The organism is Methylibium sp., from assembly GCF_035762065.1.
Lineage (GTDB): Bacteria > Pseudomonadota > Gammaproteobacteria > Burkholderiales > Burkholderiaceae_C > Methylibium.
Genome location: NZ_DASTPW010000016.1, coordinates 18,598 through 37,872, shown reverse-complemented (window position 1 = coordinate 37,872; position 19,275 = coordinate 18,598). Strand labels below are relative to the sequence as shown.

At 70.7% G+C, this 19,275-nt stretch carries 20 protein-coding genes; 14 read left to right on the top strand and 6 right to left on the bottom strand.

Annotated elements, in window-relative coordinates:
• The first annotated feature begins 8 nt into the window (after nt 1-8).
• The 7 genes from paaC (at nt 9) to paaZ (ending at nt 7,635) form a co-directional block, all read left to right on the top strand.
• The gene (paaC, locus tag VFR90_RS05510; protein WP_326405094.1) at nt 9-794 is read left to right on the top strand and encodes a 1,2-phenylacetyl-CoA epoxidase subunit PaaC; all 786 of its coding nucleotides are present in this window, start codon (nt 9-11) and stop codon (nt 792-794) included.
• Nucleotides 788-1,303, top strand: a complete 516-nt coding sequence (gene paaD, locus VFR90_RS05505; RefSeq protein WP_414676493.1) for a 1,2-phenylacetyl-CoA epoxidase subunit PaaD — start codon at nt 788-790, stop codon at nt 1,301-1,303. The genes paaC and paaD overlap by 7 nt, the downstream gene beginning before the upstream one ends.
• Nucleotides 1,304-1,412: 109 nt before the next feature.
• The gene (paaE, locus tag VFR90_RS05500; protein ID WP_326405092.1) at nt 1,413-2,510 is read left to right on the top strand and encodes a 1,2-phenylacetyl-CoA epoxidase subunit PaaE; all 1,098 of its coding nucleotides are present in this window, start codon (nt 1,413-1,415) and stop codon (nt 2,508-2,510) included.
• 8 nt (nt 2,511-2,518) lie between these two features.
• Entirely contained in the window at nt 2,519-3,142 is a 624-nt protein-coding gene (locus VFR90_RS05495; protein WP_326405091.1) for a TetR/AcrR family transcriptional regulator, read from the top strand.
• A 22-nt stretch (nt 3,143-3,164) separates the two neighbouring features.
• Nucleotides 3,165-4,391 carry a 3-oxoadipyl-CoA thiolase gene (gene pcaF / locus VFR90_RS05490; RefSeq protein WP_326405090.1) on the top strand — a complete coding sequence of 409 codons (1,227 nt, stop codon included), beginning with the start codon at nt 3,165-3,167 and terminating at the stop codon, nt 4,389-4,391.
• Nucleotides 4,392-4,426: 35 nt separating this feature from the next.
• A complete protein-coding gene (locus VFR90_RS05485) occupies nt 4,427-5,569 on the top strand; it encodes an ABC transporter substrate-binding protein (RefSeq protein ID WP_326405089.1) in 1,143 nt (380 codons plus the stop codon).
• Entirely contained in the window at nt 5,569-7,635 is a 2,067-nt protein-coding gene (gene paaZ / locus VFR90_RS05480) for a phenylacetic acid degradation bifunctional protein PaaZ (protein WP_326405088.1), read from the top strand. Before VFR90_RS05485 ends, paaZ begins: the two co-directional genes overlap by 1 nt.
• A gap of 63 nt (nt 7,636-7,698) precedes the next feature.
• Here the strand turns inward: paaZ and VFR90_RS05475 are convergent, their stop codons facing one another.
• The gene (locus VFR90_RS05475; RefSeq protein ID WP_326405087.1) at nt 7,699-8,184 is read right to left on the bottom strand and encodes a hypothetical protein; all 486 of its coding nucleotides are present in this window, start codon (nt 8,182-8,184) and stop codon (nt 7,699-7,701) included.
• 74 nt (nt 8,185-8,258) lie between these two features.
• Between VFR90_RS05475 and greB the strand changes: the two genes are divergently transcribed.
• The gene (gene greB, locus VFR90_RS05470) at nt 8,259-8,876 is read left to right on the top strand and encodes a transcription elongation factor GreB (RefSeq protein WP_326405086.1); all 618 of its coding nucleotides are present in this window, start codon (nt 8,259-8,261) and stop codon (nt 8,874-8,876) included.
• A complete protein-coding gene (locus VFR90_RS05465; RefSeq protein WP_326405085.1) occupies nt 8,873-9,244 on the top strand; it encodes a hypothetical protein in 372 nt (123 codons plus the stop codon). The genes greB and VFR90_RS05465 overlap by 4 nt, the downstream gene beginning before the upstream one ends.
• A 36-nt stretch (nt 9,245-9,280) precedes the next feature.
• Here VFR90_RS05465 and VFR90_RS05460 read toward each other — a convergent pair whose 3' ends face one another.
• The 4 genes from VFR90_RS05460 to VFR90_RS05445 all read right to left on the bottom strand — a co-directional run bounded on the left by VFR90_RS05460 (nt 9,281) and on the right by VFR90_RS05445 (nt 13,496).
• The gene (locus VFR90_RS05460; protein WP_326405130.1) at nt 9,281-11,509 is read right to left on the bottom strand and encodes a RelA/SpoT family protein; all 2,229 of its coding nucleotides are present in this window, start codon (nt 11,507-11,509) and stop codon (nt 9,281-9,283) included.
• 141 nt (nt 11,510-11,650) lie between these two features.
• The gene (gene rpoZ / locus VFR90_RS05455) at nt 11,651-11,854 is read right to left on the bottom strand and encodes a DNA-directed RNA polymerase subunit omega (protein ID WP_326405084.1); all 204 of its coding nucleotides are present in this window, start codon (nt 11,852-11,854) and stop codon (nt 11,651-11,653) included.
• 26 nt (nt 11,855-11,880) lie between these two features.
• Nucleotides 11,881-12,561, bottom strand: coding sequence for a guanylate kinase (gene gmk, locus VFR90_RS05450; protein WP_326405083.1), 681 nt, complete (start codon nt 12,559-12,561; stop codon nt 11,881-11,883).
• 14 nt (nt 12,562-12,575) lie between these two features.
• Nucleotides 12,576-13,496 (bottom strand): YicC/YloC family endoribonuclease, encoded by a 921-nt coding sequence (locus VFR90_RS05445; protein ID WP_326405082.1) that lies wholly within the window; start codon nt 13,494-13,496, stop codon nt 12,576-12,578.
• A gap of 28 nt (nt 13,497-13,524) precedes the next feature.
• On the opposite strand from VFR90_RS05445, the gene VFR90_RS05440 reads away from it, so the two are divergent.
• From VFR90_RS05440 to hemW, 5 genes are all read left to right on the top strand, one after another.
• Nucleotides 13,525-14,493, top strand: a complete 969-nt coding sequence (locus VFR90_RS05440; RefSeq protein WP_326405081.1) for a serine/threonine protein kinase — start codon at nt 13,525-13,527, stop codon at nt 14,491-14,493.
• A gap of 12 nt (nt 14,494-14,505) precedes the next feature.
• Entirely contained in the window at nt 14,506-15,426 is a 921-nt protein-coding gene (locus VFR90_RS05435; protein WP_326405080.1) for a PP2C family protein-serine/threonine phosphatase, read from the top strand.
• 80 nt (nt 15,427-15,506) lie between these two features.
• Complete coding sequence (gene rph / locus VFR90_RS05430) at nt 15,507-16,232, top strand: ribonuclease PH (protein ID WP_326405079.1); 726 nt, start codon at nt 15,507-15,509, stop codon at nt 16,230-16,232.
• A gap of 10 nt (nt 16,233-16,242) precedes the next feature.
• The gene (locus VFR90_RS05425) at nt 16,243-16,869 is read left to right on the top strand and encodes a non-canonical purine NTP pyrophosphatase (protein ID WP_326405078.1); all 627 of its coding nucleotides are present in this window, start codon (nt 16,243-16,245) and stop codon (nt 16,867-16,869) included.
• Nucleotides 16,866-18,164, top strand: a complete 1,299-nt coding sequence (gene hemW / locus VFR90_RS05420; protein ID WP_326405077.1) for a radical SAM family heme chaperone HemW — start codon at nt 16,866-16,868, stop codon at nt 18,162-18,164. Before VFR90_RS05425 ends, hemW begins: the two co-directional genes overlap by 4 nt.
• On the opposite strand, the gene cheB is transcribed toward hemW, so the two are convergent.
• Nucleotides 18,151-19,272 (bottom strand): protein-glutamate methylesterase/protein-glutamine glutaminase, encoded by a 1,122-nt coding sequence (gene cheB, locus VFR90_RS05415; RefSeq protein ID WP_326405076.1) that lies wholly within the window; start codon nt 19,270-19,272, stop codon nt 18,151-18,153. The genes hemW and cheB overlap by 14 nt on opposite strands.
• Nucleotides 19,273-19,275 lie beyond the last annotated feature (3 nt).

The window sequence follows — 19,275 nt, the reverse complement described above, 5'->3', positions numbered from 1 at the left end:
CCGAAGCGATGCAAGCCTCGATCGAACTCGACGACCGCCCCGCGCTGCACTACCTGCTGCGCATCGGCGACACCTGCCTGATCCACGCGCAGCGCCTCGCCGAATGGTGCGGTCACGCGCCGATCCTCGAAGAGGACATCGCGTTGTCGAACATGGCGCTCGACCTGCTCGGCCAGGCGCGCGCGGTGCTGGCGCATGCCGGCGCGGTCGAAGGCGGCGGGCATGACGAGGACCAGCTCGCCTTCCTGCGCGACGAGCGCGACTACCGCAACCCGTCGCTCGTCGAACTGCCCGGTGGGCCGAGAGACGGCGACTTCGCCCACACGATGCTTCGCTGCGCCATGGTCGCGACGCTGCTGAAGCTGCTGTGGGAGCGGCTCGCCGATTCGGGCGACGCCGAACTCGCCGCGATCGCGGGCAAGGCGGTGAAGGAAGCGCGCTACCACGAGCAGCACGCGGGCGACTGGGTCGTGCGGCTCGGCCTCGGCACGGAGGAATCGAGGCGCCGCAGCGTCGCGGCGCTCGCTGCGCTGTGGCCCTACGTCGAAGAGCTGTTCGACGACGACGCGATCGACGCGGCGGCCGAAGCGCAAGGACTCGGCCCGCGGTGGTCTTCGCTGCGCGAAGCCTGGATGTCGCGGATGCAGTCGCTGCTCGACGAGGCCGGCCTGGCGATGCCGCAGAGCACCGCCTTCCGCAGCACCGGCAAGCGGGGCGTGCACACCGAGCACATGGGCCGCATGCTCGCGGAAATGCAGCACCTGCAACGCGCCTTCCCCGGGGGCGTGTGGTGAGCCTCGCGATCGCGAGCCGCGCCGAGCGGGCGTGGTCGGTGCTCGACACCGTGCTCGACCCCGAAGTGCCCGCGCTCTCGGTGCGCGACCTCGGTCTCGTGCGGGAAGTGCTTGATCACGGCGACGCGCTCGAGGTCGTGCTCACGCCGACCTACTCCGGCTGCCCCGCGACCGAAGCGATCGAGCAGGACGTGATCGCGGCCCTCGACGCCGCCGGCCTCGGCCCGACGCGCGTGTCGCTGCGGCGCGCGCCGGCATGGACCTCGGACTGGATCAGCGCCGAAGGCAGGCGCAAGCTGGCCGACTACGGCATCGCGCCGCCCGGGCCGGTCGTGCATGAAGACGCGACTCCGATCCGCTTCATTGGCCGCCGCGCGCAAGCCGTCGCCTGCCCGCGCTGCGCGAGCCTGATGACCGAGCGCCTCTCCGCTTTCGGCTCGACCGCGTGCAAGGCCATGTACCGCTGCTCGTCTTGTCGCGAACCCTTCGAGCATTTCAAGCCGATATGAATCAACCACCCCCGTTGCGCCTTCGGCGCTCCCCCTCGAGGGGGCGCCCTCAGCGGTCCGGCAGAGCCGGATCCGCGGCGGCTGCTCGCCAACACGATCGGGCGGCGTCGTGAGCGCCGTGTTCCACCCGCTGCGCGTGAAAAGCGTCGAGCCCGACACCGCTGAAGCCGTGATCGTCACCTTCGACGTGCCCGAGCCGCTGCGCGAGGTGTTCGGCTTCACGCAGGGCCAGTACCTCACGCTGCGCAAGGAGATCGACGGCGTCGACCTGCGCCGCTCGTACTCGATCTGCGCGGGCGTCGACGACGGCGAACTGCGCGTCGGGGTGCGCAAGGTCAAGGGGGGCGTGTTCTCGAACTGGATCAACGCGGCCCTGAAGCCCGGCGACACGATCAGCGTGATGGCGCCGCAGGGCCGCTTCTTCGTGCCGCTCGATGCCGGCGCGCGCCGGCACCACCTGGGCATCGCCGGCGGCAGCGGCATCACGCCGATCCTGTCGATCATGAAGACGGTGCTCGCGCGCGAACCGGGCAGCCGCTTCACGCTGATCTACGGCAACCGGCGCTTGAGCTCGACGATGTTCAAGGAGGAGCTCGAGGACCTGAAGAACAGGTACCTCGCGCGGCTCGTGCTGCATCACGTGTTCTCCGACGAGCCCACGGACTCGCCGCTGAACAGGGGCCTGATGGACCGCGCCAAGCTCGGCGATTTCCTGCGCAGCGTCGTGCCCGCGGCACAGGTCGACCAGGCCTACGTCTGCGGCCCGTTCCAGATGAACGACGAGGCCGAGGCCGCGCTGCTCGCGGCCGGCGTGCCGGAGGGCTGCATCCACGTCGAGCGTTTCGGCGTCGCGCAGCAGCCGGGCACGCAGGTCGGCGCCGCGGTGGGAGCGGTCATGCACGAAGCCAGGCCGGGCGACGCGGCACGCGCGCGCATCGTGATCGTGCGCGACGGCATGAAGCGCGAGATCGACTACGCCGCCGACCAGCCGAGCATCCTCGACTGCGCCTCGGCGGCGGGGCTCGAGCTGCCGTTCTCCTGCACCTCGGGCGTGTGCGGCACCTGCCGCGCGAAGCTTCTCGAAGGCGAGGTGCGGATGGAACGCAACTTCGCGCTCGACAAGCACGAGGTCGCCGCCGGCTTCGTGCTGGCCTGCCAGGCGCATCCGCTCACCGAGCGGGTCGTGCTGTCCTTCGACGAACGCTGAGCAAGACGATGGGCCGAGGCCGCGCCGCCACCTACGACGAACAGCGCGACGCGATCGTGGCGCGCGCCGCCGAGCTGTTCGCGCAGCGCGGCTACCCAGCCACCTCGATGAACCAGGTCGCCGAGGCCTGCGGGCTGTCGAAGGCGACGCTGTACCACTACTACGAGGACAAGTACGCGCTGCTGCTCAGCATCGCCGACACGCACGTCTCGCGGCTCGAACGCATCGTCGCCGAGGAACTCGCGCAGGAGGCGACGCCGAAGCGCCGGATGCGCGCATTGATCGCGCGGCTCGTTCAGGAATACGCGCACGCGCAGCATGCGCACCGCGTGCTCACCGAGGACGTGAAGTTCCTCGACGCGGCCGACCGCGAGCGCGTGCTCGACAAGGAGCGCGCGGTGGTGCGCGGCTTCGCGCAGGTGGTGACGGCGCTGCGGCCCGATCTCGCCGGCAGCGTGATGGGCACGCCGCTCACGATGCTGCTGTTCGGGATGGTCAACTGGATGTTCACCTGGATGAAGCCCGACGGCGAACTCGACTACGACGACATGGCGCCGATCGTCGCCGACCTGTTTCTCGGCGGGCTCGCCGCGGTGAAGCTGCCGGCGCGGCTCGATGCCGAGGCGGCCTGAATCGCAGCAAGGAGCGAACGACATGGACTCGAACCGCAACGCCTGGATCGTCGACGGCATCCGCACGCCCTTCGGCCGCTACGGCGGCGCGCTTTCGGGCGTGCGCACCGACGACCTGGGCGCGATGCCGATCCGCGCGCTGATGGAACGCAACCTGCGCGTCGACTGGAGCGCGCTCGACGACGTCGTCTACGGCTGCGCCAACCAGGCCGGCGAGGACAACCGCAACGTCGCGCGCATGGCCGCGCTGCTGGCCGGGCTGCCGATCGACGTGCCCGGCGCGACCTTGAACCGCCTCTGCGGCTCGGGCCTCGACGCCGTCGGCACGGCCGCGCGCGCGATCGCCTGCGGCGAGGCCGAGCTGATGATCGCCGGCGGCGTCGAAAGCATGAGCCGCGCGCCCTTCGTGATGCCGAAGGCCGACAGCGCCTTCAGCCGCAGCAACGCCGTCTACGACACCACCCTCGGCTGGCGTTTCGTGAACCCGCGGATGAAGGCCGAGCACGGCATCGATTCGATGCCCGAGACCGCCGAGAACGTCGCTGCCGAGCACGGCATCGCACGCGCCGACCAGGACGCCTTCGCGCTGCGCTCGCAGCAACGCTGGCAGGCGGCACGGCAGGCCGGCTTCTTCGACGGCGAGATCGCGCCGGTCGTGCTGCCGCAGAAGACGTCGCAGAAGCAGGGCGAGGCGCTGCGCATCACCGAGGACGAGCACCCGCGGCCCTCGACCACGCTCGAGCAGCTCGCGAAGCTGAAGGGCGTCGTGCGCCCCGACGGCTCGGTCACCGCGGGCAACGCCTCGGGCGTGAACGACGGCGCCTGCGCCTTGCTGCTCGCCGGCGACGGCGCGGTGAAGCGCTTCGATCTCAAGCCGCGCGCGCGGGTCGTCGGCATGGCCGTCGCGGGCGTCGCGCCGCGCGTGATGGGGGTCGGCCCTGCGCCGGCCACGAAGAAGCTGCTCGCGCGCATCGGCTGGAGCCTCGACTCGGTCGACACGATCGAACTGAACGAAGCCTTTGCGGCACAGGGCCTCGCGGTGCTGCGCGCGCTCGGGCTCGCCGACGATGCGCCGAAGGTCAACCCGAACGGTGGCGCCATCGCGATCGGCCACCCGCTCGGCGCCTCCGGCGCACGGCTCGCGCTGACGGCCTTGCGCCAGCTCGAACGCAGCGGCGGCAAGCGCGCGCTGGCGACGATGTGCATCGGCGTCGGGCAGGGCATCGCGCTCGCGCTCGAACGCGCCTGAGGATTTCCCGCAGCCCCAACCACCGGAGACCCCCGATGAAGTTCAAGCCCGTGATCGCCCTCGTGCTGGCCGCCGCAGCCACCGCCGCCCTGGCCGACGTCACCGTCGGCGTCACCGTCTCGGCCACCGGCCCGGCGGCTTCGCTCGGCCTGCCGGAGAAGAACACCGTCGCGCTGATGCCCAAGCAGGTCGCGGGGCAGAAGATCAACTACGTCGTGCTCGACGACGCCAGCGACACGACCGCCGCGGTCGCGAACGCGCGCAAGCTGATCACCGAGAACAAGGTCGACCTGATCATCGGCTCGACCACCACGCCGAACTCGCTGGCGATGATCGACGTGGTCGCCGAGGCGCAGGTGCCGATGATCTCGATGGCGGCGTCGGCGCGCATCGTCGAGCCGCTGGACGCGAAGAAGCGCTGGGTGTTCAAGACGCCGCAGAACGACATCATGATGTCGCTCGCGATCGCCGAGCACATGGCGAACGCCGGCGTGAAGAAGGTCGGCTTCGTCGGCTTCTCCGATGCCTACGGCGAAGGCTGGTTCAGCGAGTTCAGCAAGGCCGCGGCGCTCAAGCGCATCGAGATCGTCGCGAGCGAGCGCTACGCGCGCACCGACACCGCCGTCACGGGCCAGGTGCTCAAGCTGATCGGCGCGCGGCCCGACGCGATCCTGATCGCCGGCTCCGGCACCCCGGCCGCGCTGCCCCAGAAGACGTTGAAGGAGCGCGGCTACGCCGGCCCGGTCTACCAGACGCACGGCGTCGCGAACGCCGACTTCCTGCGCGTGGGCGGCAAGGACGTCGAGGGCACGCTGCTGCCGTCGGGGCCGGTGCTCGTGGCCTCCCAGCTGCCGGCGAACCATCCGGTGAAGAGGTCTGCGATGGCCTACGTCAACGCCTACGAGGCCGCCTACGGCAAAGGGACGGTCTCGACCTTCGGCGGCCATGCCTGGGACGCGGGCGTGCTGATGGAAGCCGCGCTGCCGGCCGCGCTCAAGAAGGCGCAGCCCGGAACGCCCGAGTTCCGCGCGGCCTTGCGCGACGCGCTCGAGAACGTGAAGGACGCGGCCGGCGCGCACGGCATCTTCAACATGTCGCCGAGCGATCACCTGGGGCTCGACCAGCGCGCGCGGGTCACGGTGAAGATCGAGAACGGCACCTGGAAGTACCAGCCCTGATGAGCACGACCCCCACTCCGACGCTGCAAAGCCGCATCGCCGGCCGCTGGATCGGCGAACGCGCCGCGCAGCCGCTGCGCAGCGCGATCGACGGGCGCGTGGTCGCGGCGACGCATGCCGAGAGCATCGACTTCGGCGAGGCGCTCGCGCACGCGCGGCAGGTCGGGCTGCCGGCGCTGCTCGCGCTCGATTTCCAGCAACGCGCCGAGCGCCTGAAGGCGCTCGCGAAGTACCTGATCGAGCACAAGGAGGCGCTGTACGCCGTCTCGGCGCACACCGGCGCGACGCGCGCCGACAGCTGGATCGACATCGAGGGCGGCAGTGGCACGCTGTTCGCGTACGCCGGCGTCGGCAGCGCGGAGCTGCCTTCCGGCAACCTGCTGCACGAAGGCCCGGTGCTGCCGCTGGGCAAGCAGGGCGGCTTCGCGGGCACGCACATCCTCGTGCCGCGCCACGGCGTCGCCGTGCACATCAACGCCTTCAACTTCCCGGTGTGGGGGCTGCTCGAGAAGTTCGCACCGTGCTTCCTGGCCGGCATGCCCTGCATCGGCAAGCCGGCGACGGCGACGAGCTACCTGACCGAGGCCGCGGTGCGCCTGATCGAGCAATCCGGCCTGCTGCCCGAAGGCGCGCTGCAGTTGGTGATCGGCGGCACCGGCGATCTTCTCGACCGCCTGCAGGGCAGCGACGTGGTCACCTTCACCGGCTCGGCGGACACCGCCGCGAAGCTGCGGGTGCATCCGAACCTCGTGCGCCATTCGGTGCCGTTCAACGCCGAGGCCGACTCGTTGAACTGCGCGATCCTGGCCGAGGACGTCTCGCCCGACGACGAGGAGTTCGACCTCTTCGTCAAGGAAGTCGCGCGCGAGATGACGGTCAAGGCCGGCCAGAAATGCACCGCGATCCGGCGCGCGATCGTGCCGCGCCGGCACGTCGACGCGGTGGCGACGAAGCTGCGTGATCGCCTCAAGAAGATCACCGTCGGCGACCCCTCGCGCGAGGGCGTGCGCATGGGCGCGCTCGCGTCGCATGCGCAGCTCGACGACGTGCGCGAGCGCGTCGAGCAACTGCAGCAGCAGGCCGAGCTGGTGTGCGGCGCGCGCGACGGCTTCGCGCCGGTCGGCGAGGGCGTCGCCGCAGGCGCTTTCTTCGCGCCGACCTTGCTGCTCGCGCAGCGGCCGCTCGCGAGCGACGCGGTGCACGACATCGAGGCCTTCGGCCCGGTGAGCACGCTGATGGCCTACGACGGCCTCGACGAGGCGATCACGCTCGCGGCGCGCGGCAAGGGCAGCCTCGTCGGCACGCTGGTGACGAGGACGCCGGCGACCGCGGCGCACGTCGTCGCGGCCGTCGCGCCGTACCACGGGCGACTGCTGGTCCTCGATCGCGAGGCCGCGGTCGAGTCGACCGGCCACGGCTCGCCGCTGCCGCTGCTTAAGCACGGCGGGCCCGGCCGCGCCGGCGGCGGCGAGGAGCTCGGCGGCCTGCGCGCGGTGAAGCACTACCTGCAGCGCGCGGCGGTGCAGGGCTCGCCGACGATGCTGGCGGCCGTGACCGGCGAGCACGTGCGCGGCGCCCAGGTGAACGAATCCGGGGTGCACCCCTTCCGCAAGCACTTCGAGGAGCTCGCGATCGGCGACTCGCTGCTGACGCACCGGCGCACGGTGACCGAGGCCGACATCGTCGCCTTCGGCGGCCTGTCGGGCGACTTCTTCTACATGCACTTCGACGAGATCGCGGCGAAGGACTCGGCCTTCGGCCAGCGCATCGCGCACGGCTATTTCGTGCTGTCGGCGGCGGCCGGCTTGTTCGTCTCGCCCGCGCCCGGGCCGGTGCTTGCGAACTACGGGCTGGACACGCTGCGCTTCGTCAAGCCCGTCGGCATCGGCGACACGATCCGCGCTCGGTTGACCGCGAAGCGCAAGACCGATCGCCGCAGGAAGGACGCGAAGGGCGTGGGGCAGGGCGTCGTGGCCTGGGACGTCGAGGTGACCAACCAGCGCGACGAGCTGGTCGCGAGCTACGACATCTTGACGCTGGTCGCAAAGCGCGGCGACGCGGCCTGAGCGACGCGGCGCCGCGGCGATCGCCCGGGCCACCGGCCGGCGCTGCCAGGAGCGCCGAGCTCGTCAAGGGCAGGAGACCACCGGCCCCGGCCCGCTGCACGCGCCGCGCGGGCCGAGCAGGTTGGGGCCGGCGCGCTGCAGGCGGCTGCCGGTGGACGTCCAGCAGCCCAGGGCATCGCAGCTCGTGATGGTCTGCTGCGCCGGCGCGGGCAGCACGGGCGGCGGTCCGGCGCTTGCGCGAGGCGGCGCCGATCGAGGCGAAGGCAGCGGCGATGCGATCGGCGGCACGGCGATCGGCGCGGCCGAAGAACGCGGCGGCGGCTCGTCGCGCGCACTGCCGAGGCAGTCGGATGCGGCGCGGCGCCGCGCGTCGATCAAGGTCGGCGGCGCCGGTTCGTCGCGCGGCCGCGAGCGGGCGGCGGCTTCCTCGCGGTCGAGCGCGGCGAGGGCCGCGCGGCAGGCGGGCGCGTCGATCGGATCGGCTCCGGCAGCGTGGATCGACGCCGCGATCAACGCGAAGGCGACGGGTGCGCTGGCGCGGGCAAGCATGCCCCTTGGTGTCGAGCGGCGCGCTGCGGTTCAGCCGCCGGCGCGCTGGCGCCTCGGATAGGCTCGCCTGCACGATGAACAAGGCCTTCACCCGCGAGCGCGACGACGCGCCGGACGACGCCGACGCCGACGAGCCCGGCGCCGCGCCCATCCCCGCCGGCGCAAAGAACTACCTCACGCCCGAGGGCCACGCGCGGCTTCACGGCGAACTGATGGCCTTGATCGACGACGAACGGCCGAAGGTCGTCGAGACGGTGTCTTGGGCCGCGAAGAACGGCGACCGTTCGGAGAACGGCGACTACCTCTACGGCAAGAAGCGGTTGCGCGAGATCGATCGCCGCATCCGCTTCCTGACCAAGCGGCTCGAGATTGCCGAAGTCACCGACCCGAGCGCGCACCATGGCAGCGACCAGATCTACTTCGGCGCGACCGTCACCTACGCGCTGCCCGACGGCGCCGAGCGCACCGTAACGATCAAGGGCATCGACGAGGCCGACAACCTGGCCGGCGAGGTGAGCTGGATCGCGCCGATCGCGCGCGCCCTGCTGAAGGCGCGCGAAGGCGACGAGGTCAAGCTGCACACGCCCGGCGGGCGGCAGACGATCACGATCGTGTCGGTGCGTTACCCGGCGCCGAACTCCGCCGCGGCGGCCGCTTCCAAGCCCGCATCGAAAAACGGAGATCGACGATGAACGCGATGCTGAAGAGCCCGGCGGCGATCCTGGCCGCGATGTCGATCGGCATGGCGGCGCACGCCGCGGAGCCGTCGAAGGCGGAGCAGGCGGGCTCGGCCGCCTCCGGCGCGGCCACGCGGGCCGGCCATGCGGTCAAGAAGGGCGCCGAAAGCGCGGCCTCGGCGGCCGGGCGGGGCTTGACGAAGGCGGGCGGCGCGGCGAAACGCGGTGCCGAGAAGGGTGTCGAGGTCGTCAAGACGACGGCCGAGCGCACGGCCGAAGGCGTCAAGCGCGGCGTGCGTCGCGCCGAGGGCTGGGTCGGCGCCTCGGACGGGCCGGGCACGTCGAAGCGCGAAGCGCCTGTCGACGACGGGAGCCCGAAGTAGCGGCTGCGCGGAGGCGCGGCGCCCCGACCGCGTCGGTCAGGGCTTGACGCGCCCGACCCGCAACACCGCCGGCGAGCGCTTGAGCGCACGCAGCGTGTCGGCGAGGTGCACGCGATCGCGCACCGCGATCAGCAGCGTCAGCTCGGTGGTCGCGGCGGCGCGGTCGTCGGCCATGTCGATGTGGACGATGTCGGCCTCGGCGTCGCTGACCGCCGCGGCCACCTGCGCGAGCACGCCCTTGCCGTTGCTCAGCAGCACCGACACCGCGGTCTCGAAGCTGCGCGTCAGGTGCTCGGCCCACTCGACCGCGATCCAGGGCTCGCTGTCGCGCGCGAACAGACGTTTGGCGGTCGCGCATTCGGCGGTGTGCACCACCAGGCCTTCGCCGCGGCCGAGGTAGCCGAGGATCGCGTCGCCCGGCACCGGCCGGCAGCATTCGGCCAGCTGCACTGTCGCGCCTTCGGTGCCGTCGATCGCGACGCTCGCGTGCGGCGCGTCGCCGGCGTCCTGCGCGCCGTAGCGGCCAAGCGTGAGCGTCACCGCGTCGGGCCGTGCGCCGCGCTCGGCGAGCAGCGCGGCCAGCCGCTTCGCGACGATGCCCGGGATCTTCTTGCCGAGGCCGATCTCGACCATCAGCTCGTCGCGGCTGCGGGTGCCGCTCCAGCGCAGCAGGGCCTGCCAGAGGTGGCCGTCGGCGCCGGGGCTGGTCTCGTCGCCGGACGGCAGCGCCAGACCTTCGGCGCGGATCGCCTGCGCGAGCAGCCGCTCGCCGAGTTGCAGCGACTCCTCGGCCTCCATGTTCTTCAGGTAGTGGCGGATGCGCGAGCGCGCGCGGCCGGTGCCGACGAAATTGAGCCAAGCCGGGTTCGGCCGTGCGCCCGCCGCGGTGATGATCTCCACCGTGTCGCCGCTGCGCAGCACGGTGCGCAACGGCGCCGCCTCGCCGTTGATGTTGGCGCCCACGCAGTGGTCGCCGACGTCGCTGTGGATCGAGTAGGCGAAGTCGACCGCGGTCGCGCCGCGCGGCAGCGCGAGGATCTTGCTCTGCGGCGTGAAGACGTAGACCGAGTCGGGAAAGAGATCGACCTTGACGTGCTCGAGGAACTCGGCCGAGTCGCGCGTCTCGTCCTGGATGTCCAGCAGCGACTGCAGCCACACCGCGCCGACGCGCTGCGCATCGGCGCCGCCGTGCGCCTTGTAGAGCCAGTGCGCCGCGATGCCCTTTTCCGCGACCATGTGCATCGGCTCGGTGCGGATCTGGAACTCGACCGACGTGCCCAGCGGGCTCACGAGCGTGGTGTGCAGCGATTGGTAGCCGTTGGCCTTGGGAATCGCGATGTAGTCCTTGAAGCGGCCCGGCACCGGCTTGTAGAGCTGGTGCAGCACGCCCAGCGCGAGATAGCACTCCGGCAGGGTCTTGACGACGACGCGGAAGCCGAAGATGTCGTTCACCTGCGCGAACGACAGGTGCTTCTCGTCCATCTTTCCGTAGATCGAGTGCAGCGTCTTCTCGCGGCCCGAGAGCTGCACGCCAAGCTTCTGCTCCTTGAACGCGCGCTCGACCTCGCGCTGCACCCTGTCGACGATGTCGCGCCGCGTGCCGCGCGCGCGCTCCAGCGCCTTGGCGAGCGCCGCGTGGCGCCAGGGGTGGATCTGCTCGAACGAGCGCTCCTGCAGCTCGCGGTAGGTTTCGTTCAGGCCCAGCCGGTGGGCGATGGGCGCGTAGATCTCCATCGTCTCGCGTGCAATGCGGCCGCGCTTGGCGGCGGGCACCGCGTGGATCGTGCGCATGTTGTGCAGCCGGTCGGCGAGCTTGATGAGGATCACGCGCACGTCGCGCGCCATCGCCAGCAGCATCTTGCGAAAGCTCTCCGCCTGCGATTCCTCGCGGGTGCTGAACTGCAGCTTGTCGAGCTTGGTGAGGCCGTCGACCAGGTCGGCCGTCGGCGCGCCGAAGCGCTCGATCAACTGCGGCTTCTCGATGCCGCAGTCCTCCATCGCGTCGTGCATCAGCGCGGCCATGATGGCCTGGGCGTCGAGCTTCCAGTCGGCGCACAGGCCGGCGACTGCGATCGGGTGGGTGATGTAGGGCTCGCCGCTGGCGCGGAACTGCCCCAGGTGCGCCTCGTCCGCGAACTTGTAGGCCTCGCGCACGCGCTTGACATCGGCGGCGCCGAGGTAGCCGAGCTTGGCCGTCAGCGTCGCGAAGGACGCGGCCCGCGCTTCCGTCGGCGCGGCGGCATCGACCTCGTCGCCGCCGAGCATGAAGCCCGGCAGCGCAAGGCTCAGGGTCTTGCGAACGGCGGAGACGGTGCGCGAAGCCATCGAACGGCCATCGTAGCGGAGGCCGCTGCGCGGACGGCCTGCGCGGTCATTGGGGCCGGGGCCCCGTCGAACGGAGTGCCCTTACACAGGCACCTTCTTCAGCATCTCGATGCCGACGTGGCCTTCGGCGATCTCGCGCAGCGCGGTGACGCCCGGCTTGTTCTTGCTGTCGACCTTGGCCGCGTGGCCCTGGCTCAGCATGCGCGCGCGGTAGGTCGCGGCGAGCACGAGCTGGAAGCGGTTGGGGATCTGCTCGAGGCAGTCTTCGACGGTGATGCGGGCCATGGGAACTCCAACGAGGATGCGGCGCGTCAGGCGGCCGAGCCGGGCTCGGGGCCATCGTCGCCGACCAGGTTCAAGGCTTCGAAGACCGAGGACCTGGCGCGCCGCTGAACTGCGTATTTTAGACGGCGTGCGTGGACGATCGTCTTCAGGTCGAACAGCGCGGTCTCGAACAGTGCGTTGATCACCACGTAATCGAAATGCCGCGCCTGGGCGACCTCCTGCCGTGCATTGAACAGCCGGGTCTCGATCACCTCGGGCGGATCCTCGGCGCGGCGCTGCAGGCGCTGACGCAGCTCGTCCCAGCTCGGCGGAAGGATGAAGATCAGCACCGCCTCGGCGAAAAGGCGCTTGATCTGTAATGCGCCCTGCCAGTCGATTTCGAGCACCACGTCGGCTCCGAGCGCAAGCCGCTCGGCGATCGCCTGTCGCGAGGTGCCGTAGAGATGGCCGTGCACCTCCGCCCATTCGAAGAAGGCGTCGCGCGCGACCATGTCGCGGAAGACGGCATCGCCGACGAAGTGGTACTCCCGGCCATCGAGCTCCTGGCCGCGCGGCGCCCGCGTGGTGTGCGAGACGGAGACGGCCAGCTGCGCGTCCAGCTGCAGCAGCGCCTTGACGAGGCTCGACTTGCCCGCACCGCTGGGCGCGGCGACGACGAAAAGGTTGCCCGGGTAATCGGTCGAACGCAGGCCGGAAACTTGGTTCATCGTCGGTCGAATCTTCACTCGATGTTCTGCACCTGCTCGCGCATCTGCTCGATCGCGACTTTCATCTCCACGGAAATGCGCGTGAGTTCGATCGCTGCGGCTTTCGAGCCGAGCGTGTTGGCCTCGCGCTGCAATTCTTGAATCAGGAAGTCGAGGCGCTTGCCGACTTCGCCGCCCTTGGTGAGCAGGCGGTCGATCTCGTCAAGGTGCGCGCCCAGGCGCGCGAGCTCTTCGGCGACATCGATGCGCAGCGCGTGGGCCGCGGCCTCCTGCAGCGCGCGTTCACGCGCGGCCTCGGCCGAGGCGCCGCTGACATTCGTCGCGGCAAGCGCCTCGTTCCAGCGTTCGAGGAAGCGCGCCTGCTGACGCTGCACCGCCTGAGGCACGAGCGGCGCCGCCTGCGCAGCCAGGTGGCGCAACGCGCCCAGGCGCTCGCGCAGCACCTGCACGAGCTTTGCCCCTTCACGCTCACGAGCGTCGACCAGTGCGGCGAGTGCGCGTCGCGCGGCGTCGAGCACGAGCGCGTCGGCAAACGCCGCGTCCTCTGTCGGCCGACAGCGGTCGATCGCCTCCGCCACGCCGAGCCGCGCGGCCTGCGGCAGATGCGCGAGCACTTGAGCTTCGAGCGCGGCGAGTTCGCTCAGCCGGGCGGCATCGAGCGTGCGCGGCCCGTGGACCTGCGGCTTGCGCGCGGCGATGCGCACCTCGAGCTTGCCACGCCGAAGCCGGCCGGCGAGCAGTTCGCGCAGCGGGGCTTCGAGCCCGCGCAGTTCGTCGGGCAGGCGCCAGGCAATGTCGAGGAAGCGGCTGTTGACCGAGCGCAATTCGACGAGCACTTCGCCACCGTCGACAAGGCCGTCTTTGTGCGCGTTTTGCACGTCCTCGCGAGGGCCGCAAGCGCAGCTTCCATAGCCGGTCATGCTGTAGACTGACATCGATCAATCGCCGGACGAAACCTGGATTATGTCGAAGGCCAAACCCGCTCCATTGCCTGCGGGCACGGTGGTCGGGGGCTACCAGGTCGTGAAGAAGCTGGCGGCCGGCGGCTTCGGCGTCGTCTACCTCTGCGAAGACAGCGAGCGCCGTCTCATCGCCCTCAAGGAATACCTTCCCGCTTCGCTCGCGGAGCGCTCGCCCGGCGAACTCACGCCGCGCGTCAAGCCGGAGAAGCAGCCGCTCTACCGGCTGGGCCTGAAGAGCTTCTTCGAGGAAGGCCGCAGCCTCGCGCAGATCAGCCATCCGAGCGTCGTCTCGGTGCTGAATTTCTTCCGCGAGAACGAAACCGTCTACATGGTGATGAATTACCTGCAGGGCGACACGCTGCAGGACTTCATCGTCACCGCGCGCGACCTGAAGCGCGACAAGGTGTTCCGCGAAAGCACGATCCGCTCGCTGTTCGACGAGATCCTGCGCGGCCTGCGCATCGTGCATCAGCACAAGATGCTGCACCTCGACATCAAGCCCGCGAACATCTTCATCACCAACGACAACAAGGCGGTGATGCTCGACTTCGGCGCCGCGCGCGAGGTGCTCAGCAAGGAAGGCAACTTCATCCGGCCGATGTACACGCCCGGCTTCGCAGCGCCCGAGATGTACCGCCGCGACGGCACGCTCGGCCCCTGGACGGACATCTACGCGATCGGCGCCTGCATCTACGCCTGCATGCAGGGTTACCCGCCGAACGACGCGCCGCAGCGGCTCGACAAGGATCGCCTGGGCCTCTCGCTCAGCCGCCTGCGCAACGTCTATTCCGACAACCTGATCGAAGTGACCGAGTGGTGCATGTCGCTCGATCCGCTGTCGCGCCCTCAGAGCGTGTTCGCGCTGCAGAAGGAACTGGCGCGCGAGACCGAGCGGCGCTACACCAAGCTGAGCTTCAGTGAACGCTTGAAGCTCCAGCTCGAGAACATCAAGACCGGCGCCAAGGCCTGAGGCAAAGCAGTCATGCGGTTCTCCGTCTACCAAGTCAGCCGCAAGGGCGGCCGCGACAAGAACGAAGACCGCATGGGCTATTGCTACACGCGCGATGCCGGCCTGTTCGCGCTGGCCGACGGCATGGGTGGCCATCCGGAGGGCGAGGTGGCCTCGCAGCTCGCGCTGCAGACGCTGGCTGCCATGTTCCAGCGCGATGCCAAGCCGGTGCTGGGCGACCCGATGCGCTTCCTGCACGACTCGATCATGGCGGGCCACCATCAGCTGATCCGCTATGCGACCGAGAAGGCCCTGATCGACACGCCCCGCACCACGGTCGTCGCCTGCGTGCTCCAAGGCAACCACGCCTACTGGGCGCATTGCGGCGACTCGCGGCTCTACCTCGTGCGCGGCGACAAGCTGATCGCCCGCACCCGCGACCACTCGTACTCCGAACTGCAGGAAACGATGGCGCAGGTCGTGCCGATGGGCGACCGCTTTAACCGCAACGTGCTCTTCACCTGCCTCGGCAGCCCGGGCAAGCCGGTGGTCGACACCGTCGGCCCGTTGATCCTGCAGAAGAAAGACCGCCTGCTGCTGTGCTCCGACGGTCTCTGGGGCCACGTCAGCGACGAAGAGATCGCGCAGCAGCTGAGCTCGCGGCCGATCTCGGACGCGGTGCCCGAACTGGTCGAGCAGGCCCTGCGCAGGGGCGGCGCGAAGAGCGACAACGTCACCGTGCTGTCGGTCGAATGGGAATCGGCCGAGGACACCGACGCGCCGCGCGCGATCTCCACCACCGCCTTGGGCGACGAGGTCTTCGCCTCGACGATCCAGGCCAGCGTCGGCGGCGGCTCGGCCGATCCCGACGACCTCGACGAAGCCGAGATCGAGCGTTCGATCCGCGAGATCAACGAAGCGATCAAGCGCTCGTCGCAAACCAAGAAGCACTGAATCGTGATCCCACGCCGCGTTGCGCCTGTCTCCAGGGACCCGTCGGCCGCCTTGGGGCGGCCCGGCGGCGTCTGAGCCCCATGACCTACACCCGCACGCAGGACCGAGCAGCGGACGCCTTGCGGCCGCTTGCCATCACCCGCCGGTACACCGTGCACGCCGAAGGCTCGGTGTTGATTGCCTTCGGCGACACCAAGGTGCTGTGCACCGCCTCGGTCGAGGAGAAGGTGCCGCCGCACAAGCGCGGTTCGGGCGAGGGCTGGGTCACCGCCGAATACGGGATGCTGCCGCGCTCGACGCACACGCGCAGCGACCGCGAGGCCGCACGCGGCAAGCAAAGCGGCCGGACGCAGGAGATCCAGCGCCTGATCGGGCGCTCGCTGCGTGCGGTGTTCGACCTGGCGGCGCTCGGCGAGCGAACCATCCATCTCGATTGCGACGTGCTGCAGGCCGACGGTGGCACCCGCACCGCGGCGATCACCGGCGCCTACGTCGCGGCCGTCGACGCGGTCGACTGGTTGATCGCGCGCGGCAAGCTGGCCAAGTCGCCGATCCGCGACGCGGTTGCCGCGATCAGCGTCGGCATCGTCGAAGGCACGCCGCTGCTCGACCTGGAGTACGTCGAGGACTCGGCCTGCGACACCGACATGAACGTCGTGATGACCGGCGCCGGCCACTACGTCGAAGTGCAGGGCACCGCCGAGGGAGCCGCCTTCAGCCGCGTCGAGATGGACCGGCTGCTCGCGCTCGCCGAAGCCGGCATCCGCACGCTGGTCCAGGCCCAGACCGACGCGCTGCGCGACTGAGATCGCGGTGATGCGGCTGGTGCTCGCGTCGAACAACGCGAAGAAGCTGGCCGAGCTGCGCACGCTGTTCGCGGCGCTGCCGATCGAGCTGGCGACGCAGGGCTCGCTCGGCATCGCCGAGGCCGAGGAGCCGCATCCGACCTTTCTCGAGAACGCGCTCGCGAAGGCGCGCCATGCGGCGCGAGCGGCCGGCGCCGCGGCGATCGCGGACGACTCGGGGCTCTGCGTCGACGCACTCGGCGGCGCGCCGGGCGTGATCTCGGCGCACTACGCGGCGATCGCCCCGACGAGCGGCGATCGCGAGGCGCATCGGCGCGAACAGGACGCCGCCAACAACCGGCTGCTGCTCGAACGGCTGCAGGGCACGCGCGACCGCCGCTGCGCCTTCGTCAGCACGCTGGTCGCGCTGCGCCATGCCGACGATCCGCAGCCGCTGGTCGCCTTCGGCCGCTGGCCCGGCACGGTGCTCGACGCACCGCGCGGCGCGGCCGGCTTCGGCTACGACCCGCTCGTGTTCGTGCCGGCGCTCGGCCGCAGCGTCGCCGAGCTTGCGCCCGAAGAGAAGAACGCGATCGGCCACCGCGCGCTCGCGGCGCGCGACATGCTGGCCTTGATGCGCACGCACTGGCTGCCGTGAACGCCAGCCGCATCGACATCACCGGCCTGCACCGCAAGCCCGGTGCGATCGAGCTGCAGGCGCTGCCGCCACTCGCGCTCTACGTGCACATCCCGTGGTGCCTGAAGAAGTGCCCGTACTGCGACTTCAACTCGCACGAGATGCCGGCCGCCACGCGTGCGCGGGTCCGTGGCCCGCGGGAAGGCGCCTTGCGGACCGCCAGCCCCGTCCCCGAGCCGGCGCGTGAGCTGCCCGAAGCGGCCTACCTCGACGCGCTGCGTGCCGACCTCGAAGCCGCGCTGCCGCTCGTGTGGGGCCGGCGCGTCACGAGCGTCTTCCTCGGCGGCGGCACGCCGAGCCTGTTCGCGCCCGAGGCCATCGGCCGGCTGCTCGACGACGTGCGCGCGCGCCTGCCGCTCGAGCCCGGCTGCGAGATCACGCTCGAGGCGAATCCGGGGACCTTCGAGCGCGAGCGCTTCCGCGCGTTTCGCGAGGCCGGCGTCACGCGGCTGTCGATCGGCGTGCAGAGCTTCGACGACGCGAAGCTCGCCGCGCTGGGCCGCGTGCACGACGCGGCCCAGGCCCGCGCCGCGGTGGAAGAGGCGAGCCGCTGCTTCGACACCTTCAACCTTGACCTGATGTACGCGCTGCCCGGCCAGGGCCGCGAGCAGCACGCGGCCGATCTGCGGCAAGCGCTGGCGTTCGAGCCGCCGCACCTGAGCGTCTACCACCTGAGCCTCGAGCCGAACACGCGCTTCGCCGCCGAGCCGCCGCCGGGCCTGCCCGACGACGACGCGGCCTTCGCGATGCTCGACGACACGATCGCCACCGTCGCCGCCCACGGCCTCGCGCGCTACGAGGTGTCGGCCTACGCGAAGCCCGGCCACCGTGCGCAGCACAACCTCAACTACTGGCGCTTCGGCGACTACCTCGGCCTCGGCGCCGGCGCCCACGGCAAGCTCAGCTTCGCGCATCGCATCCTTCGGCAGACGCGCTGGCGCGAGCCTGCGGCCTACATGCGCCATGCCCTCGATGGCCAGGCGGTATCGAACGAGCAGGAGATCGGCGCTGACGAGCTGCCCTTCGAATTCATGCTCAACGCGCTGCGGCTGGCCGAAGGCGTGCCGCTCGCGCTGTTTCGCGAACGCACCGGGCTCGGCATCGAAGCGATCGCCGAGCCCCTGGCCGAGGCTCGCTCACGCGGCCTGCTCGAAGACGACGGCCTGCTGCTGAAGCCGACGCCGCGCGGTTTCGACTTCCTCAACGACCTGCAGGCGCTGTTCCTGCCGCGCGCCGCGTCGGTCAGACGCGGTTGAGGATCATCCCGCCGCCCTTGCGCAGCCGGTCGAGCAAGGCGGTCGCGATCTGGCTCAGCGGCAGCACCTCGTGTGCCGCACCGGCGGCGATCGCCTCGCGCGGCATGCCGAAGACGACGCAGCTCGCCTCGTCCTGACAGACGTTCCAGCTGCCCGCGTCGCGCATCTCACGCATCGCGCGTGCGCCGTCGGCGCCCATGCCGGTGAGCATCACGCCCAGCGCGTTCGGCCCCACCACGCGCGCGGCGCTGCGGAACAGCACCTCGACGCTCGGCTTGTGCCGGTTCACCGGCTCGGCGTCCTGCACGCGCAGCTGGTAGTTCGCGCCGCTGCGCTCGACGCTCGTGTGCAAGCCGCCCGGCGCGATGTAGGCATGGCCGGGTAGCACGCGGTCGCCGTCGCGGGCCTCCTGCACGCGGATGCGGCACAGGCTGTCGAGCCGCTTCGCATAGCTGCTGGTGAAGCCGGCCGGCATGTGCTGGGTGATGACGACGCCCGGCGTATCCGCCGGCAGCGCGACGAGCAGTTCCTTGGTCGCCTCGGTGCCGCCGGTGGAGGCGCCGATGAAGATCAGCTTCTCGGTCGAAAGCCGGCCAAGCGCGCTTGGCGCCGACGGCGTCGGGGTCAGCGGCGCCGGCGCGCTCGCGCGCGGCCCGCTCGTCCCGTTCATCCCGTTCGCGGGCGGCGTCGGCCGGCGCACCCGTGCGACGGCCGCGGTGCGGATCCGGTCGGTGATGTCGTGGCCCAGTTGCCGCAGGCCGTCGGCGACGCCGATCTTCGGCTTCGCGACGAAATCGAGCGCGCCGAGTTCGAGCGCGCGCAGCGTGATCTCGGCCCCGCGCTCGGTCAGCGTCGAGACCATCACCACCGGCATCGGCCGCAGCTTCATCAGCCGCGCGAGGAAATCCAGCCCGTCCATGCGCGGCATCTCGACGTCGAGCGTGATCACGTCGGGGTCGAGGTTGCGGATCATCTCGCGCGCGACCAGCGGATCGCTCGCGGTACCCACGCACTGCATGTCGCGTTCGCGGTTGATGATCTCGGCGAGCAGGCTGCGCACCAGCGCCGAGTCGTCGACCACCACCACGCGCGTCTTCGTCGTCGTCATCGC

Coding starts and splice junctions, on each gene's coding strand:
- paaC (WP_326405094.1), top strand. CDS start 9: ATGCAAGCCTCGATCGAACTCGACGACCGCCCCGCGCTGCACTACCTG.
- VFR90_RS05475 (WP_326405087.1), bottom strand. CDS start 8,184: ATGCTTGCCCGCGCCAGCGCACCCGTCGCCTTCGCGTTGATCGCGGCG.
- VFR90_RS05495 (WP_326405091.1), top strand. CDS start 2,519: ATGGGCCGAGGCCGCGCCGCCACCTACGACGAACAGCGCGACGCGATC.
- rph (WP_326405079.1), top strand. CDS start 15,507: ATGACCTACACCCGCACGCAGGACCGAGCAGCGGACGCCTTGCGGCCG.
- VFR90_RS05445 (WP_326405082.1), bottom strand. CDS start 13,496: ATGTCAGTCTACAGCATGACCGGCTATGGAAGCTGCGCTTGCGGCCCT.
- VFR90_RS05460 (WP_326405130.1), bottom strand. CDS start 11,509: ATGCTCGGCGGCGACGAGGTCGATGCCGCCGCGCCGACGGAAGCGCGG.
- VFR90_RS05440 (WP_326405081.1), top strand. CDS start 13,525: ATGTCGAAGGCCAAACCCGCTCCATTGCCTGCGGGCACGGTGGTCGGG.
- gmk (WP_326405083.1), bottom strand. CDS start 12,561: ATGAACCAAGTTTCCGGCCTGCGTTCGACCGATTACCCGGGCAACCTT.
- greB (WP_326405086.1), top strand. CDS start 8,259: ATGAACAAGGCCTTCACCCGCGAGCGCGACGACGCGCCGGACGACGCC.
- paaZ (WP_326405088.1), top strand. CDS start 5,569: ATGAGCACGACCCCCACTCCGACGCTGCAAAGCCGCATCGCCGGCCGC.
- cheB (WP_326405076.1), bottom strand. CDS start 19,272: ATGACGACGACGAAGACGCGCGTGGTGGTGGTCGACGACTCGGCGCTG.
- VFR90_RS05465 (WP_326405085.1), top strand. CDS start 8,873: ATGAACGCGATGCTGAAGAGCCCGGCGGCGATCCTGGCCGCGATGTCG.
- rpoZ (WP_326405084.1), bottom strand. CDS start 11,854: ATGGCCCGCATCACCGTCGAAGACTGCCTCGAGCAGATCCCCAACCGC.
- VFR90_RS05435 (WP_326405080.1), top strand. CDS start 14,506: ATGCGGTTCTCCGTCTACCAAGTCAGCCGCAAGGGCGGCCGCGACAAG.
- VFR90_RS05425 (WP_326405078.1), top strand. CDS start 16,243: ATGCGGCTGGTGCTCGCGTCGAACAACGCGAAGAAGCTGGCCGAGCTG.
- pcaF (WP_326405090.1), top strand. CDS start 3,165: ATGGACTCGAACCGCAACGCCTGGATCGTCGACGGCATCCGCACGCCC.
- VFR90_RS05485 (WP_326405089.1), top strand. CDS start 4,427: ATGAAGTTCAAGCCCGTGATCGCCCTCGTGCTGGCCGCCGCAGCCACC.